Here is a 17,270-nt window from a genome sequence, read left to right as displayed (position 1 = left end):
GATGCCGTAGCCGCGGGCCGCCACCGCCACCGCCGGTGCACCGTTTCGCCCGCGCCCCGCTCCCGCCCCGTTCCGGTTCCGTTGCCGGACCGGGAGCGGGGCGGTGCCGGTGCCGGTGGCGGCCGCACGCCGGGTGCCGGTCGTCAAAGAGGTTGAATCAGAGGGCGAGTCAGAGGTCGAACTCGTGCGGCGCGAGGTCCAGGGTGAAGCACGCCTCGCGCACCACCGCCTGCTCGGTCTTGTCGAAGTCGCCGTCGGCCCCGCCGATGACGATGCCGATCTGGATCACCGCGCGGGCCTCGGCGGGCTTCTTCTTCGCCTTGGCGATCTCCTGGAGCACGCTGACCTTGCCGAAGTCGAAGTCGGTGGTCAGTTTGTTCAGGTTCTCCTCGAAACGGCGCTGCAGGTCGTCCGCGGGGAAGTTCTGCAGCACCTCGTTGGTGGCGATCAACTGGGCCACGCGCCGGCGCTCGGCCGGGTCGATGGTTCCGTCGGCGGCGGCGACGAGCGCGCACATGGCCATGCTCGCGTCACGGAAGGCACCGCTCTTCAGGTCGTTCTTCTTCGCCACGAGCTGGGTCTGCATCGTCGATGCGGACTCCTTGATGCGGTCCCACAGGGCCATGCGAACTCCTTGAATGCACAGTCGAAAGCCTCTACAGCACCGTAGAAACTCTCAGGGGTCCCGTTAAGTTCCGGAAGTTCCGGCGGCCTGGAACACCCACGCCGCCGACTCGCCCGGCGCGGCCGTCGCGGGCACGCCGGGGCGCGCGTTGACCGCATACCGGGCGACCGGCCGGAACCAGCGGGTACTTTCCGGCCATATCGCATCGGCGTTCGAGGGTGGCGCCATCCGCGGCCCGGTGCCGTGCCCGGCCGTTGCAGGCGCGATGACCGCGAGCGGGGTGATGTCCCTGGCCGTCGAGCCGATCGATGTGCAAGTGCACCGATCGGCCCGGCCGTTCCACGGCCTGGCCGACGCGCCATTGAGAACAGACCGGCCGCCTCGTATGGTGGCGATCGCCGGTGTGGCTCGCCTGTCCGCCGGAGCCTCCGCAAACCGGCAGAGAACCGAGGGGATACCCATGCCTCGACACCGTCCGTATGTCGAAGAGAAAGGGCGGACCGGCTCGCCCGCGCCGCCGTGGTGCGTGCGGGGCACCCGGTCCGCACCCCGAACGACCGCTGTCGCACCGTGAGTTATCGTGTGCGGGGGGTAAAAACATACGGCACGTCCCGTTCTTTTCCGGCCGTCAAGGAGTGTCCAGCAGATGGCGAGGCAGTTACGCGCCGAGCAGACCCGTGCAACGATCATCACGGCCGCGGCCGACCTGTTCGACCGTCAGGGCTACGAGTCCACCAGCCTGAGCGACATCGTCGAGCACGCCCAGGTCACCAAGGGGGCGCTGTACTTCCACTTCGCCGCCAAGGAGGACCTCGCGCACGCCATCATGGAGCTCCAGTCCAGGTTCGCCCGGCTGCTGGTGGCCGAGGTGGACCGCCGTCGCTGCTCCTCGTTGGAGTCCCTGATCCGCACCACGTTCGGCATCGCCCGGCTCGCCGTCGAGGGCCCCATCCCCCGGGCCGGACTCCGTCTGGCCACCGCGGACATCGCCGTACGGCCGCCGCTCAGACACCCCTTCACCGAGTGGCTGGAGCTGGCCAACCGCAAACTCCTCGGCGCCGTCAAGGAGTCCGACGTGCACCCGGACGTCGACGTGGAGGCCGTCGCCCACTCCCTGGTCTGTTTCTTCGTCGGCACGCGCGTCGCCGGCCGCTCCCTCGATCCCGTCGGCCGACTGCCCCGCCGGATCGCCGAGATGTGGCACCTGCTGATCCGAAGTCTGGTACCGGTGCCCCGCAGAGCCCGCTATCTGACGCTCACCACGCAACTGGAGCGGGAGATCAGAACCCTCTGAACCGGGCGGTACGGTGACGGACATGCCCGACACCCCCGCCGCGCCCGTGATCCTCGGTAACGCACCCGGCTCGTTCCCGCACAGCGTGCTCGCCGAGCGGCACCCGGCGATCGTCCGCCAGGTACGGGACGCCGCACCGTACGGCCCCGAGCAACACCGCGCGCTCGACGCGCTGCTGAAGAGCTGCGCCGACGGCGTGATCGAACCGCTCCCCGCCGACGCGGCCGACCGTGACCGGTGGCGGGACTGGGGCCTGGCAGCGCAGACCGGCCGGTCCTGGTTCGACGTGCCGTGGCTGTGGTCCGAGAGCCACTTCTACCGCCGACTCCTCGACGCCGTGGGCTACTTCGGCCCCGGCGCCTGGCAGGGCATCGACCCCTTCCGTCCCGTGAAACGCGCCGAACTCGACTCGGCGGAGACGGACGAGGAACTGGCCGCGCTGGACGCGCCGGCGGACCGGCCGCACGACGAGCGGGCACGGGCCCTGCTGCACGGCTCGCTCTGGGGCAACCGTGCCGACCTCGGCTTCCGCCTCTCGGCCGTGGGCGCCGAGGCCCGGGCGGCGGTCCCCGCGCTGGTCCACGACGACAGCGACGCCCTGTGGGCGCGGCTCCCGCAGACCGGCACCGGCACGCTCTGCCTGGTCGCGGACAACGCGGGCCGCGAACTCATTCCCGATCTGCTGCTGATCGCCCACCTGCTCGCCGAGGGCCGGGCCGGGCGGGCGGTGCTGCACGTCAAGCCGTACCCGTACTACGTCTCCGACGCGACCACCGCCGACGTGGTGGACGCGCTGCGCCGGCTCACCTCGGCGCCCGGCGCGGCGGCCCGGTACGGGCGGCTGCTGTGGACGGCCATGGCCGACGGGCGCCTCGACGTGCGCGCACACCCCTTCTCCTGCGCCCCGCTGCCGTACGCGGACATGCCGGACGACCTACGCGCCGACTTCGCCGCGGCCACCCTCACGATCGTCAAGGGCGACCTCAACTACCGGCGTCTGGTGGGCGACCGGATGTGGCCGCCGACCACGCCCTTCCACGAGGTCACCGCCTACTGGCCCGGCCCCGTCGCCGCCCTGCGCACGCTGAAGTCCGACGTGATCACCGGACTGGACGCGGACACCGAGGCCGCCCTCGTCCGGGCCGAGGGGCAGCGCTGGCGCACCGCGGGCACGCATGCGTTGATCCAGGTCAGGGCGTCACAACGGTCGTAGCGGAAGCGACTTGACGGAAGCGACTTGAAGGCAGCGACTTGAACCCGTCGCCGCAGTTCGCCGAAGTCCGACACCAGCCGCTCGGGTGGCACGGCGAGGGCGGCGGCCCGCCGAGGCACAAGGGGTGAAGACGAGTGGCCCGACATCGGCCGTGAACCCGCCCCGGGGCCGCCGTGCGATCACCCCATACCGCCCGGTCACCGCCGGTCCGCCGGGTGCTCGGCCAAGCATCGGGACCGCGGAAAGTCCGGGTGTTCGGCCGGGGTTCACGCGATGGTGTGATCATGTGCTGGGGGGTGGATGGGGGTCGGAGGGCGCGGGTAGGGCCCCGGCCATGACGCAGCCCTTCGAACTTCCGCACTTCTACATGCCGTACCCCGCGCGGCTGAACCCGCATGTCGACGAGGCGCGTGCCCACTCGACCGAGTGGGCACGCGAGATGGGCATGCTGGAGGGCTCCGGGATCTGGGACCAGGCCGACCTGGAGGCGCACGACTACGGTCTGCTGTGCGCCTACACACACCCCGACTGCGACGGCCGGGCCCTCTCGTTGATCACCGACTGGTACGTGTGGGTGTTCTTCTTCGACGACCACTTCCTGGAGCAGTACAAGCGCAGCCAGGACCGCGCCGCGGGCAAGGCCCATCTCGACCGGTTGCCACAGTTCATGCCGCTGGACGCGACGGCCCCCGTGCCGAAGCCGGAGAACCCCGTCGAGGCGGGCCTCGCCGACCTCTGGGCGCGCACGATCCCTGCGATGTCCGCCGACTGGCGGGCACGGTTCGCCGTCGCCACCGAGCACCTGCTCAACGAGTCCCTGTGGGAGCTGTCCAACATCAACGAGGGGCGGATCGCCAACCCCGTCGAGTACATCGAGATGCGCCGCAAGGTGGGCGGCGCCCCCTGGTCGGCGGGGCTCGTCGAGTACGCGACCGCCGAGGTGCCCGCCGCCGTGGCCGGCTCGCGGCCGCTGCGGGTGCTCATGGAGACCTTCGCCGACGCCGTGCACCTGCGCAACGACCTGTTCTCCTACCAGCGCGAGGTGGAGGACGAGGGCGAGAACAGCAACGGCGTGCTCGTCCTGGAGACCTTCTTCGGCTGCGCCACCCAGGAAGCCGCCGACACCGTCAACGACATCCTCACCTCGCGCCTGCACCAGTTCGAGCACACCGCGCTCACCGAAGTGCCCGCGCTCGCCCTGGAGAAGGGCCTCGCCCCGGACCAGGTGGCGGCGGTGGCCGCCTACACAAAGGGTCTGCAGGACTGGCAGTCCGGCGGCCACGAATGGCATCTGCGCTCCAGCCGCTACATGAACGAGGGAGCCGTCTCGGGCTCCCCGTGGCACGGGCTGACCGGCCCCGGCACCTCCGCGGCGGACATCGGCGCCCTGCTCGCCTCCGCCGCGGCCGAACGGCTGCGCGCCTACTCCCACGTGCCGTTCCAGAAGGTCGGCCCGTCCCTGCTGCCCGACTTCCACATGCCCTTCCAGGTGGAGCTGAGCCCCCACCTCGACGCCGCCCGCGCCCGGCTCACCGACTGGATGCACCGCATGGGCATGCTGGCCGAGGGCGTCTGGGACGAGGACCGGCTCGCCGCCTACGACCTCCCGCTGTGCGCCGCCGGACTCGACCCGGACGCCACACCCGAGGCCCTCGACCTCAGCTCCGCCTGGCTCTCCTGGGGGACCTACGGCGACGACTACTACCCGCTGCTGTTCGGCCACCGCCGGGACCTGGCCGCCGCCCGGGTCACCACGGCACGGCTGTCGGCCTGCATGCCCCTGGACGGCGAGCCGGTCCCCACCCCGGCGAACGGACTGGAGCGCGGCCTGATCGACCTGTGGGCGCGTACGACCGCCGGGATGACCGCCGAGCAGCGGCGCACCGTACGGGCCTCCGTCGACGTGATGACCGAGAGCTGGCTGTGGGAGCTGTCCAACCAGGCGCAGAACCGCATCCCCGACCCGGTCGACTATCTGGAGATGCGGCGGGCCACCTTCGGCGCCGACCTCACCCTCAGCCTGTGCCGGATGGGCCAGGGCCCGGCGATCCCGCCGGAGGTGTATCGCAGCGGCCCGGTGCGCTCGATGGAGAACGCCGCCGTCGACTACGCGTGCCTCCTCAACGACGTCTTCTCGTACCAGAAGGAGATCGAGTACGAGGGCGAGATCCACAACGCCGTCCTCGTCGTGCAGAACTTCTTCGGCGTCGACTACCCGACCGCGCTGGGTGTCGTGCACGATCTGATGACCCGGCGCATGGAACAGTTCCAGCACGTCGTGGCGCACGAACTCCCCGTCGTACGGGAGGACTTCGGCCTCTCGGACGAGGCCGCCCGGGCGCTCGACGGCTATGTGGCCGACCTGCAGAACTGGCTGGCCGGCATCCTGAACTGGCACCGCGCGGTCGACCGTTACAAGTCCGGCTATCTGGCCCGCCGTGCCCACGGCTTCCTGCCGGACCGGCCGCCGACGCCCGCCCTGCCCGTCAGCTGAGGCCCGACACCGCCGCCCGGCACGCACATGTCTGTGCGTGCTTGGCCGTGGCCCGGGCCGACGCCCCTGCGTGGGGTGTGGGTGCGAGCCGTCGTCTGGGGGGCTTCGGCTGGAGGAGTGCGACGGGGGGAGGGGCGGTCGGCCGGTTCGGGGGCCTTGGGGGCCTTGCTGCTCACCTGCCGCCTGGCCGCGGCCAGCCCGGCGGTGAGGGGCTCCTGGGGCACGTGGGGCTTGTGGGTGCTTGCGTGCGTGTGCTTGCGTGCGTGTGCTTGACCGTGGCCGGGCCGCGCGCGTACCGCCGGGTGCGGTCCCGGGGGCACGCGGGACCGCTGCTGCCGTGGCCGGACGCGGCCCGCGCCGGCATCGCCCGGACGGCCGCGGTGCCCGCGCACGGGCAGGCGCTCGCCGCGACCCAGGCCCCGCCCGACCTTCGCGTCCTGGTCGCGCTCGACCTTCGCGTACCGGTTGCCCTGCCCGCCGCGGGCGCCACCCTGCGGGCCCGCGCCCGGCGCGAGATCCCGGCCGCCATCACCCCGGGCACGGCAAGAGCCGGGGTTGGCCGACGCTCTCGCCTTGCCCGGCGATCCACCGCGGCTGCCCGACGTGGCCGTGCTGACCGCGCATGGTGTTACGCAGGGGCCCGTCATGGTTCTGCTGTCAGTCGTGCACTCGGCGCCCGGTGTAGCGGGCTGTGGTGGCCTGGCCGCCGTCCATTGGTTCGGTGCGGCCGGTGTCGCGGTGCCGCTCGCTCGGCTGCGTACCGCCTACGGGGGGGCGCGTTCCGCCAGGCCCTGCGCTACGAGGACACCGAGGTGCGCGCCCGCATCGTGCGTGCCGCCGCGGGCCACGGCCTGACCCTGCTGTCCCGCCCGGCGATCCACCGCAGCTGTCCCACGTGGCCGCGCTGACTGCGTGCGACTGCGCGTAGGAGCCCGTCAGCGTTTTGTTGTTGGCCGCGTACCCGGTGGTCCGCTGCGTTGGGCCGCGTGGCGGTGATCTGGCTGCCGTCTGTCGGCTCGGTGTGGCCGGCGCTGCGTTGCCGCTCGGCCGGGCGCGTACCGCGCATGGGGGCGGCGCCTTCCGTCGGGCCAGCGCTCCGAGGGCGCCGGTCTGCGTGCCCGCGCTGTGCTTGTCGCCGCGGGCCACGGCCTGACCTGCTGCCCCGCCCGGCATCCCGGCGGCGCCCGTCGGCCGGTCGGCGGCCGGTCGGCGGTGTGGCGCCGGGGCGGGGGCGACCGGCCGCCGCCGGGACCCCGCGGTCACCGCCGCCGGGACCCCGCGGTCACCGCGACGCGAGTCCGTAACGGCTCGCGTCGCCCTTCGGGTCCGGGCAGGATGCTTCCCGTGGTTGTTCACCCTGTTCGCGCACGCGTCCCCGGAGGCCCGGATGCCCGGTAGCCCGCCCGCCCCCTTCACCGCCGACGACTACCGGGCCCGCATGGCAGGCGCGGCGCGCTCCGCCGCAGACGCGGGTCTCGCCGGGCTGCTGGTCGCGCCGGGACCCGACCTGGTGTGGCTCACCGGCTACGCGCCCACCGCCGTCACCGAACGGCTCACCCTGCTGGTGCTGGCCGCAGGCCGCGACCCGGTGCTCGTCGTGCCCGCCCTGGAGGCCCCCGACGCCCAGAAGGCGCCCGGCGCGCCCGCGCTGACCCTGCGTGACTGGACCGACGGCGTGGACCCCTACGCCGTGACCGGCGCCCTGCTCGCCCCGAGCGGCCGGTTCGGCGTCAGCGACAACGCCTGGGCGATGCACCTGCTCGCTCTCCAGAAGACGCTGCCCGACACCTCCTACGCCTCCCTCACCGACGCCCTGCCGATGCTCCGCGCCGTCAAGGACGCCGCGGAACTGGAGCTGCTGGCCGCCGCGGGAGCGGCGGCCGACGCGGCGTTCGAGGAGATCCGGAAGGCCCCCTTCGCCGGCCGCCGAGAGTCCGACGTGGGCCGCGACCTCGCCGATCTGCTGCGGCGGTTCGGGCACTCCCAGGTCGACTTCACCATCGTCGGCTCCGGACCGAACGGCGCCAACCCGCACCACGAGGTCGGCGATCGTGTCATCCGGCGGGGCGACATGGTCGTCCTCGACTTCGGCGGTCTGAAGGACGGCTACGGCTCCGACACCACGCGTACGGTCCACGTCGGCGAACCCACCGACGAGGAACGCGCGGTCCACGACATCGTGCGTGCCGCCCAGGAGGCGGGCTTTCGCGCGGTACGGCCCGGCGTCGCCTGCCAGGAGGTCGACCGCGCCGCCCGCGCGGTGATCGAGGACGCCGGGTACGGCGAGTACTTCATCCACCGCACCGGTCACGGCATCGGCGTCACCACGCACGAGCCGCCGTACATGATCGAGGGCGAGGCCCAGCCCCTCGTGCCCGGCATGTGCTTCTCCGTGGAACCCGGCATCTACCTGCCCGGCCGGTTCGGCGTGCGCATCGAGGACATCGTCACCGTGACCGGGGACGGCGGCCGTCGGCTCAACACCACCACCCGCGAGATGGTCATAGTGGAGTGAGGGCACCGCCCCCGCGAGCAGGAGACACCCCCTCGACGACACCCCGGACGACAACGGCGCGACCATGACCCAGGCACCGACCCCCAGCACGGACACCGTCCGCCGGCTGATCCGCGCGCTCGTCCAGGAGAGCGCGGACGGCGCCGCAGGACCCGATGTGCGGCCCGTCGCGGAGGGCGGCGAGCACGCCACGTGGTGGGTCGGCAGCCGCTATGTGCTGCGGCTCGCCCCCGACCGGGACGCCTCCGTGCGCCAGCGGCGCGAACTGCGCGTGCGCGATCTCGTGCGCCCGCACCTGCCGGTCGGCGTCCCGGTCAGCGTGGCGCACGGCGAGTGGGCGCCGGGCCTGGCCTACACCCTCGACGTCAGGCTGCCCGGCGGCTCCGGGGAGGAGCACGACGTGTCCGCCGTCGGCGAGGCCGACCTCGCCGGGCTGCTCATGGGCCTGCGCGAGGTGCCCGTACGGCAGGCCGAGGGCCTCGGCGTGCCGCGCGCCGCGCCGCGCTCGCTGCAGGCGCTGCGCCGGATGGCCGTGCCCGCCGCCGAACGCCTGGCCGCCGCCGACGAGTTCGACCCCACCCTGCTGCGGCAGCTCACCCGGGCCGGCGCGGCGCAGCTCACCGCACAGTCCGGCACCGCGGTCCTCGTCCATCACGACCTCAAGGGCGAGCACCTGGTGGTGCGCGACGACGGACGGGTGCGCGGTGTCCTCGACTGGACCGACACGGCCGTCGGCGACCCCGCAGAGGACATCGCCGGGCTCGCGCTCGCCGTCGGCTCCGGCACGGCCGTGCGCGCCGCCACCCTCGCCGACTACGGCGCCCGGCTCTGCCTGCGCGGCCTGTGGCTCGCCCGCTGCGACACCGTGCTCCGTCTCGCCGACCGCCTCGACGGCCGTGACGTGAGCCCCCTGCCGCTCCTGCGGACCCAGCTGCGGCGGGCCTGGGAGGCGATCCTGCTGGAGCGGGTCACCGAGTTCCGCGACGACAAGCCGGACGAGGCCGGGTAACCGGACGAGGCCGGGAGCCGGGCCGCCCGCTGGGCCCGGCGCCCTCGCGCGGCGGTGCGTCAGCCCTGGTTCAGCACCACGCACGACTGGCCGGGCAGGTGCAGCAGCCCGTCCGGGCCCGGCGCCTCGACCGGCTCCCACGCGGCGAGCACCTCGGCCCCGCGGGTGCCCAGCGCGATCGCCGCGGGGCCGGTACCGAGGTTCACGGCGACGCGGACGTCCCCGCGGCGGAGAGCGAGCCAGCGCGCCTGCTCGTCGTACGCCACCTTGGTGTCGGCGAGGTCGGGATCGGTGAGGTCCGGCAGTTCCCGGCGCAGCGCGAGGAGCCGGCGGTACCAGGCCAGCACGCGCGCGTGAGGCTCGCGTTCCGGCTCCGACCAGTCCAGGCAGGAACGCGCGCGGGTCGCCGGGTCCTGTGGGTCGGGCACGTCCTCCTCGGCCCAGCCGTGCGCCGCGAACTCCCGCCGCCTGCCCCGCCGTACGGCCTGCGCCAGGTCGGGATCGGTGTGGTCGGTGAAGAACTGCCACGGCGTGCCGGCGGCCCACTCCTCGCCCATGAACAGCATCGGCGTGAACGGCGCGGTCAGCGTGAGCGTCGCCGCGCAGGCCAGCAGGCCCGGGGAGAGGGCGGCCGACAGCCGGTCGCCCCGGGCCCGGTTGCCGACCTGGTCGTGGTTCTGGGTGTAGCCGAGCAGCCGGTACCCGGCCACGCGGGTGCGGTCCAGCGGCCGGCCGTGCCGCCGGCCCCGGAAGCTCGCATACGTGCCGTCGTGAAAGAAACCACCGGTCAGCGTCTTGGCGAGGCCGGCGAACGGGGCCCGCGCGAAATCGACGTAGTAGCCCTGGGACTCGCCGGTCAGCGCGGTGTGCAGGGCGTGGTGGAAGTCGTCGTTCCATTGCGCGTGCACACCGAGCCCGTGCTCCGCGCGCGGGGTGATGATCCGCGGGTCGTTGAGGTCGGACTCGGCGATCAGGAACAGCGGCCGGCCCAGTTCGGCGGCGAGGCCGTCCACGGCCGCAGACAGCTCCTCCAGGAAGTGCAGCGCGCGCGTGTCCCGCAGCGCGTGCACCGCGTCCAGCCGCAGGCCGTCGATCCGGTAATCGCGCAGCCAGGCCAGCGCGCTGCCCACGAGATAGCCGCGCACCTCGTCGGAGCCGGGCGCGTCCAGGTTGACGGCCGCGCCCCAGGGGGTGTGATGGGTCTCGGTGAAGTACGGGCCGAACGCGGGCAGATGGTTGCCGCTCGGGCCCAGGTGGTTGTGTACGACGTCCAGGACGACGCCGAGCCCGAGCGCGTGCGCCCGGTCGACGAACCGTTTCAGCGCCTCGGGGCCGCCGTACGGTTCGTGCACCGCCCACAGCGACACCCCCTCGTAACCCCAGCCGTGCCGCCCGGGGAAGGGACACAGCGGCAGCAACTCCACGTGGGTCACGCCCAGTTCCACCAGATGCCCCAGCCGCTCGGCCGCCGCGTCCAGGGTTCCCTCGGGGGTGTACGTCCCCACGTGCAGCTCGTACAGCACGGCGCCCGGCAGCGCGCGCCCCGCCCACACCGCACGCCACGCGTACCGCCCGTGGTCCACGACGGCGCTCGGCCCGTCCGGTCCGTCCGGCTGGCGGCGCGAACGGGGGTCGGGCAGCACCGGGCCGTCGTCCAGCGCGAACCCGTACCGCGCGCCGTCGCCCGCCGCCGCCTGACCGGACCACCACCCCACCCGGTCCCGATCGCGTTCCAACGCGTGCGTGGCGCCCTCGCAATGGAGCGTCACCCGGTCTGCCAGCGGTGCCCACACCTCGAACTGCACGGACGGTTCCCCTTCGTCTGCTCACCGTGATGTAGCCCGTCCATCGTGCCGTGAGCGGGGGTGGATCCGCGTTTGAATCGTGGCATTCCCGGTGTATGTCGCCGCAAGTACGCGCGCGTGGCGGGCGTTCTCACGTCGCGGCGGTCTCCTGGACACTCAGGGCTCACTGACCGACAATCACCAGGGTGACGTCGTCCTTCGAGCACCACACGTATCCCGCGCGGCTGTCCGACGCCGAGCGCGACAAGGCGCTGAAGGTGCTCCGCGACGGCGCCGCCGTGGGCCGGCTGTCGCACGACACGTTCTTGCGCCGCATGGAACTGGCGCTCGCCGCGCGGCGGCCCGACGAACTCGCCGCGCTCACCGCCGATCTGCCCCGGGAGAGCCGCTTCACGCGCGGCGTCCTCGGCGCCGTCGAAGCTGTCTCCGGGTTCACCGTACGGCTGCGCGGGGCCTGGCGTGTCGAGCGGTTGCCCAAGCTGCTGCTGCCGCATCCGGCGGTCGGCCGGCCGTTGCGCATCGGCCGTGATCCGGCCAATGGGCTGCGCCTGAACCATGAGACCGTCTCCCGGGTGCACGCCGAACTCAGCCGCCAGGGCGGCTTGTGGGTGCTCAGGGATCTCGGCTCGACCAACGGTACGAGTGTGAACGGACGCCGGGTGATCGGTGCCGCCGTCGTCCGCGCGGGCGACCAGGTCTCCTTCGGCCGGGTGGCCTTCCGGCTCGCGGCGGTCTGAGCGGGCTCGGCGGATGTACGCGCACCCGTGCCTGGGGGTACGTGCGCGTACTTGTACGTACGTGCGCGCACCCGTCCATGAGTGGCCCGGACACGTGTCCATGGGCGGGCCGGGACGTGGCTCACACGCCTCGGTCGCGGGCGTGCAGGGCCGTGGCCAGCACCGTGCGCGACTGGTGCTCGACCTGGTGCTCCAGGGGCACCCAACGGGCGCGGAAACGTTTCGCGAAGGCGTCGCACCAGGCCGCGACGAGCCGTTCGAGCCCGGGTGCGGCACGGTCGTCGGCGGCCCGGAGCACCCGCAGCAGCATCGCCGCCGCCCGCAGCGGCAGCCGCCGCCCGAACGCGTCCACGCTGCCGACATACGCCATCGTCGTGTCGACGGGAGGCGTGTCGATCCAGTCCGCGGCCAGCCCCGGGACCAGCTCCAGCGCCCACCGGGCGGCCCGCAGCAGCGGCCCCCCGCTGCCGTCCAGCCGCGGCAGCGACTCGGCCAGCACCCGCTCCACCTGGAGCGCGTCCCGCTGCAACCGGTGCGCGAGCCGGCGTATCGCCGCCGCCGGGGCGGGGTGCGGCGCCGGGTCGTCCACCAGGTCGCTGGCCCACATAGGCACCTCCACCACGGCCGTCAGACCGCCGTACCGGTGCGCGTGGTACCAGGTGCTGCGCCGCGCGTCGTCCGGCATGCTCGGGTATGCGACACCGCAGTCCGGACCCGGCATCACCCGCACCCCGGGCCCCGAGGCGGGCCACCCGGCGGCGTCCGAGGCGCCCGTCTCCACCGGGATGTGCAACTCGGCCGCGGACTTGGCGAACGGCTCGGCGAGCCCCGGCACGTCCCTGGTCAACTGCACCCAGCTGCCGCCCAGATCGGTCCCGTGCAGCGTCACCTGGAGATAGGGCCGCAACTCGTCGATCACCCCGGTCAGGGCCCGGGTCTCGGGCGGCAGCCGGTCCGGCGGCAGCACCGCGGGCGACCACTCCGGCTGCTCGGGCCCGGCCGGGCGGTAGAAGCCGAGGTGGTAGTCGAACAGGCTGCGCGGCGCCGGGGCCACATGCAGACTCGCCCCGTCCGGGTCCGCGCACAGCAGGAAGTGCCAGGCGGTGCCGGACAGTAACTCGCGCTCGTGCAGCACCCGTTCGGCGAGGGCGAGAAGAGTGCAGCCACCGGTCGGCTCGTTGGCGTGGGCACCCGCCACCACCAGGACGGCCCGTCGGGCATGCCCCACGGACAGCAGGTGCAGAGGTCTGCCCGCGCTGGAGACACCCACCTGCCGCAGGGTGCACAGGCTGGGCCGTTCCCTGGCCAACGCCCTTGCCGCAGCGGTGAGTTCGGGAACGCTGGGGTAACGCAGCTCCGGCAGCAGACCCACCCCCGACTTGTCCGCCTGACTTCGCCAACCCCAGTGCCGCACGACGGGGAGCAACTGTCAAGGACGATGCGGGGGAGGCACAGGGTCCGGGGTCACCACCGTTGGTGCGGGCCGCCGCGCCCGGCGAGCATCGGGAACACCACGCCGACCGCCTTCACCACGCCCCATACCCGTGCACGATGCTCCCCTGCCCGTGCACCATGCCCGTGCATCATGCTCCCCTGCCCGTGCACCATGTCCTTGGGGACGGCCGTCAAAGGCAGCGTGCTGACTTCGACGCCGTGTCCACGCGCGTGTGCCTCGGCCTCGGCCGGCCCCACCGACGCGGTCCGAGGCGACGACTACGCCCCCGGGGCACGGCCGTGTAGCCGACGGGCACGGCCGGCCGACCCCGGCGACGTGGTTCGGTCGCACGTCCATGGTGTGCGCCTCCATGGTGTACGCCACATGGTGCGCTCCTCCATGGTGTACGCCACATGGTGCGCTCCTCCATGGTGTACGCCTCCATGGTGCGCTCCTCCATGGCGGACGGTCACGGTACGGGCTCCGCATCGATGGGCGTGACGCCTCAGTCCGTCCCGTCGGTCCGCTCCAGCAGGGCCACCGGGCGCGGTCCGAACAGGTCGGCCACGCGCGCGTGGCCGTCGAACGTGCGCTCCAGGGCCAGCACGTCCAGCCAGCGGCCCGGCGGAAGCGTGAGCCGTGTGTCGCGCCAGCCGCCCGCCTCCGCCAGCCGCAGTGACAGCCGCGTCACCGCGGTCACCACCTCCCCGGACCGTGTGAACGCCAGACAGTGCGCCGCGGCCGGACCCTCCGCGGCCAGTGGCGCGTACGTCCCCGTGTCCCCGAAGACGTCGGGCCGGCGCGCACGCAGCCGCAGTGCCGCCGCCGTCACCGCGGTCTTCTCCCCGGACCGGCCCGGCTCCAGGGGCTCCCCGGACTCACCCGCCTCCCGGGTCGGGAACCGCACCGGCCGCCGGTTGTCCGGGTCCACCAGCGCCCGGTACTCGTCCTCCGTGCCCTGGTACAGGTCCGGCACCCCGGGCATCGTCAGATGGACCAGGGCGGTGCCCAGGACGTTGGCCCGTACGTGCGCCGCCAGGGAGTCCCGGAAGGCCGCCACGCGCGCGCCGGGCGGCCCGCACGGCCCGGCCGCGACGAACGCCGCCACCGCCTCCTCGTACACCGTGTCCGGTTCCGTCCAGCTGGTGTGCAGGCCCGCTTCGCGCGCGTGCTTCAGCAGGGCCCGCCCGACCCGCTCCGGGTCCGCCGGGCCCAGCCCGAACACCGTCTGCCAGGCCACCCAGGCGAGCTGCGCGTCCGGTACGACCGCGCCGTCGCGGCTCACCTCGGCGAGGACGTCCGCCCATCGCCGCGGGCACTCGGTGAGCACGGCAAGCGCGGCGCGTACATCGGCGCTGCGCTTGGTGTCGTGCGTCGACACCACGGTCCCGGTGCCCGGCCAGTCCCGCTGCACGCGCGCGCAGTACGCGTGGAAGTCTTCCGGGGACACGGCCGGGCGGCCCGGGTCGCCGCCGACCTCGGTCGCGGACAGCAGCGGTACATACCGGTAGAACGCGGTGTCCTCCACGGACTTGGCGCGCAGCGCCGACGCGGTCTGCGCGAACCGCGCCCGGAACTGAGCGAGGCCCGGACCGGCACCGGACGCCCCGTCGGCGCGCGGCCCCAGCAGCAGGCCGCGCACGACGTCCACCGCCGCGCCCTCCTCGGGCACGGCGAAGGCGTGCCGGGCCTCGGCGGCGGCCTCCCGGGTGAGCACCAGGGCCACGTCTTCGGAGGCGTACGGCCGGTACACCCGCAGCCGGACCAGCAGCTCCAGCAGCGCGGTGCGCACCGCCCAGGGCGCGCGGTCGCGCAGCGCGGGGTCCGGGGAGGCGGTGCACAGCCGGGCCGCCACCCGGGTCAGCCGGTCCGTCTCGGCGGCCAGCTCATGCGTGAGCACTTTGTAGGCGGCCCGGCGCACCGTGGCGTCCCAGTCGCCGCCCCGGTCCGTCTGCGGCGCCGCGAACCGCCGGTAGTGGCCGAGCAGTTCACCGGCGCCCGCCGGGTCCGTGAACAGGCCGTCGACGTGCCGGAGCGCGTCGTAGCCGGTGGTCCCGGCGACGGGCCAGGAGGCGGGCAGGTGTTCCCCGTCGGCCAGGATCTTCTCGACGACGGTCCAGCGCCCGCCGGCCGCCTCGTGCAGCCGCCGCAGATAGCCGTCGGGGTCGGCGAGGCCGTCGGGGTGGTCGATGCGCAGCCCGTCGATCACGCCCTCGCGCAGCAGTTGGAGGATCTTCGCGTGGGTGGCCTCGAACACCTCCGGGTCCTCCACCCGTACGCCGATGAGTTCGGAGACGCTGAAGAAGCGCCGGTAGTTGAGTTCCGTACGGGCCAGCCGCCACCACACCGGCCGGTACCACTGGGCGTCCAGCAGCCGGGGCAGCGGCAGGTCCTCGGTGCCCTCACGCAGCGGGAAGACATGGTCGTGGTAGCGCAGCACGTCGCCGTCCACCACCAGGTGCGCGGTCTCCGTGCCGAGGGGACCGCCGAGGACGGGCAGCAGCAACTGCCCGCGCTGTCCCTCCCAGTCGATGTCGAACCAGCGCGCGTACGGCGATGTGGGGCCCTCCCGCAGCACCTCCCACAGGGAGCGATTGTGGCGCGGGGCCATCGCCATGTGGTTGGGCACGATGTCCGCGACGAGGCCGAGCCCGTGCTCCCGCGCGGTCCGCGCGAGCGCCCGCAGACCCTCCTCGCCGCCCAGCTCACCCCGTACGCGCGCGTGGTCCACCACGTCGTAGCCGTGCGTCGAGCCGGGCACGGCCTCCAGGACGGGCGAGAGATGCAGATGCGACACGCCGAGTGAGGCCAGGTGGGGCACGGCGGCCGCGGCCGCCGCGAACGGAAACCCGGGCTGCACCTGGAGCCGATAGGTGGCCGTGGGCACGCCCGGTGCGGATCGCTCGGCTGTCATACGGACCTCTGTCATGCAGACCTACGTACCCATCCCACCTCTGGTCGTGTCACGCTCCCCCCGCATGGTCGGGCCCTTCACCTGGGCCTCGTAGCTCACCGTGTGGTGGTACGCGGTGTGCGGTCCGCGGTCGTCGCCCCGGTCGAAGTACGGGTCGACCACGACCGACGCCATGGTGCGCGGCGCCGGGTCGAGTCTTGGCGGAAAGTGAGGGAACCCGCCGTGACTTACGTCCCTCTTACCGAGCGACCAGCGCATACAGCGACGCATGTGTCGCCGTGTGCCGAATTAGTGGGGCAGACACGTACTCCCGGGAACACAGGGGGAGTAGGGGGAGGACAGTGCGCGAGACAGTGCACCGACATCTGGGCAAGGTGGTGGCCGGTGGGGCCATCGCGGTGGCGGCGACGGCCGTGATGATCGGGATCACCCTGCCGGGCACGGCGGGAGCCGAGGGCGCGGGAGGCGGCGCCGCGGCGGACGGCCGGTCCACGGGGCGGGCCGCGTCCGGACAGAACGCGGCGGTCGCGCCGGGCGTGGTCGAGCAGGCGCCCGAGGAGGGCGCGAAGGGCAGCGGAAACGACCCGCTCACCGACGACGAGATCACCCGGGTCGAACAGATCGCCCGGGACCGGCAGCAGTTCGGTACCGCGGAGAACGTCGAGGGCGAGCGCGGCCCGCAGCGCCTCACCGTCGACGTCGCCGAGCCGGACGCCGACGAGGCGGACGACCCGGCCGCGCCGCGCCGCGCGGACGTGACGTTCTACGACTACCGGGACGACACCCTCGTCACCAAGACCGTCGACCTCGGCGCCGGGAAGGTCGTGCGGACCGGTGTCCAGCACGGCGTCCAGCCGCCGCTGAGCCGCGCCGAGAACGCCGAGGCGGCCCGGCTCCTGATCGCCGACCCGCTGGGCGCGGGCCTGCGGGCGGACTACCGCGATGCCACCGGCCGGGACCTCACCTCCTCGGACCAGTTGCTGCTCAACGGGGCGGTCTACCGGGCCGCGCCGGGCGCCCAGCCCGCGGCCCTGGACAAGTGCGGCGAGCACCGCTGTGTGCGACTGTTCCCGAAGGTCGTCAACGGGCCCTGGATCGACACCCGGTACCTGGTGGTCGACCTGAGCGCGCGCAAGGTCGCCGCGCTGGACCGCGGCTGAGCCGCCGTCCGTGCGCCGCGTCCGTGCGCCGCGTCGGCCCGCTTCCGTGAACCCCGGTACCCGCTGAGA

Annotated in this window: 12 protein-coding genes; 7 read left to right on the top strand and 5 right to left on the bottom strand. The window is 73.5% G+C overall.

Features of this window, described 5'->3' with window-relative positions:
• Positions 1 to 169: 169 nt before the first annotated feature.
• Entirely contained in the window at positions 170 to 625 is a 456-nt protein-coding gene (locus ACWEKM_RS29530) for a tellurite resistance TerB family protein (protein ID WP_451624302.1), read from the bottom strand.
• Positions 626 to 1,271: 646 nt separating this feature from the next.
• Between ACWEKM_RS29530 and ACWEKM_RS29525 the strand changes: the two genes are divergently transcribed.
• The 5 genes from ACWEKM_RS29525 (at position 1,272) to ACWEKM_RS29505 (ending at position 9,150) form a co-directional block, all read left to right on the top strand.
• Entirely contained in the window at positions 1,272 to 1,919 is a 648-nt protein-coding gene (locus ACWEKM_RS29525; RefSeq protein WP_451624301.1) for a ScbR family autoregulator-binding transcription factor, read from the top strand.
• 22 nt (positions 1,920 to 1,941) lie between these two features.
• A complete protein-coding gene (locus tag ACWEKM_RS29520) occupies positions 1,942 to 3,132 on the top strand; it encodes a damage-control phosphatase ARMT1 family protein (RefSeq protein WP_451624300.1) in 1,191 nt (396 codons plus the stop codon).
• A 334-nt stretch (positions 3,133 to 3,466) separates the two neighbouring features.
• A complete protein-coding gene (gene cyc2 / locus ACWEKM_RS29515; RefSeq protein ID WP_451624299.1) occupies positions 3,467 to 5,626 on the top strand; it encodes a germacradienol/geosmin synthase Cyc2 in 2,160 nt (719 codons plus the stop codon).
• A gap of 1,387 nt (positions 5,627 to 7,013) precedes the next feature.
• Positions 7,014 to 8,141, top strand: a complete 1,128-nt coding sequence (locus ACWEKM_RS29510; RefSeq protein WP_451624298.1) for an aminopeptidase P family protein — start codon at positions 7,014 to 7,016, stop codon at positions 8,139 to 8,141.
• A 64-nt stretch (positions 8,142 to 8,205) separates the two neighbouring features.
• A complete protein-coding gene (locus ACWEKM_RS29505; protein ID WP_451624297.1) occupies positions 8,206 to 9,150 on the top strand; it encodes a phosphotransferase family protein in 945 nt (314 codons plus the stop codon).
• A 59-nt stretch (positions 9,151 to 9,209) separates the two neighbouring features.
• Here ACWEKM_RS29505 and treZ read toward each other — a convergent pair whose 3' ends face one another.
• Complete coding sequence (gene treZ / locus ACWEKM_RS29500) at positions 9,210 to 10,955, bottom strand: malto-oligosyltrehalose trehalohydrolase (protein ID WP_451624296.1); 1,746 nt, start codon at positions 10,953 to 10,955, stop codon at positions 9,210 to 9,212.
• Between the two features lie 185 nt (positions 10,956 to 11,140).
• On the opposite strand from treZ, the gene ACWEKM_RS29495 reads away from it, so the two are divergent.
• A complete protein-coding gene (locus tag ACWEKM_RS29495) occupies positions 11,141 to 11,692 on the top strand; it encodes an FHA domain-containing protein (protein ID WP_451624295.1) in 552 nt (183 codons plus the stop codon).
• Positions 11,693 to 11,813: 121 nt separating this feature from the next.
• Here ACWEKM_RS29495 and ACWEKM_RS29490 read toward each other — a convergent pair whose 3' ends face one another.
• The 3 genes from ACWEKM_RS29490 to ACWEKM_RS29480 form a co-directional block, all read right to left on the bottom strand.
• The gene (locus tag ACWEKM_RS29490; RefSeq protein ID WP_451624294.1) at positions 11,814 to 13,064 is read right to left on the bottom strand and encodes a M14 family zinc carboxypeptidase; all 1,251 of its coding nucleotides are present in this window, start codon (positions 13,062 to 13,064) and stop codon (positions 11,814 to 11,816) included.
• Between the two features lie 568 nt (positions 13,065 to 13,632).
• Positions 13,633 to 16,056, bottom strand: coding sequence for a malto-oligosyltrehalose synthase (treY, locus tag ACWEKM_RS29485; protein WP_451624293.1), 2,424 nt, complete (start codon positions 16,054 to 16,056; stop codon positions 13,633 to 13,635).
• Positions 16,057 to 16,062: 6 nt separating this feature from the next.
• On the bottom strand, positions 16,063 to 16,215 hold the full coding sequence (locus ACWEKM_RS29480) for a hypothetical protein (RefSeq protein WP_451624304.1): 153 nt from the start codon (positions 16,213 to 16,215) through the stop codon (positions 16,063 to 16,065).
• Between the two features lie 167 nt (positions 16,216 to 16,382).
• On the opposite strand from ACWEKM_RS29480, the gene ACWEKM_RS29475 reads away from it, so the two are divergent.
• Positions 16,383 to 17,201: a Tat pathway signal sequence domain protein gene (locus tag ACWEKM_RS29475; protein WP_451624292.1), complete on the top strand. Its 819-nt coding sequence runs from the start codon at positions 16,383 to 16,385 to the stop codon at positions 17,199 to 17,201.
• Positions 17,202 to 17,270: the final 69 nt, after the last annotated feature.

The organism is Streptomyces sp. NPDC004752, from assembly GCF_053601275.1.
The sequence above is the reverse complement of the archived record's forward strand: the minus strand, read 5'-3'. Positions and strand labels throughout refer to the sequence as shown.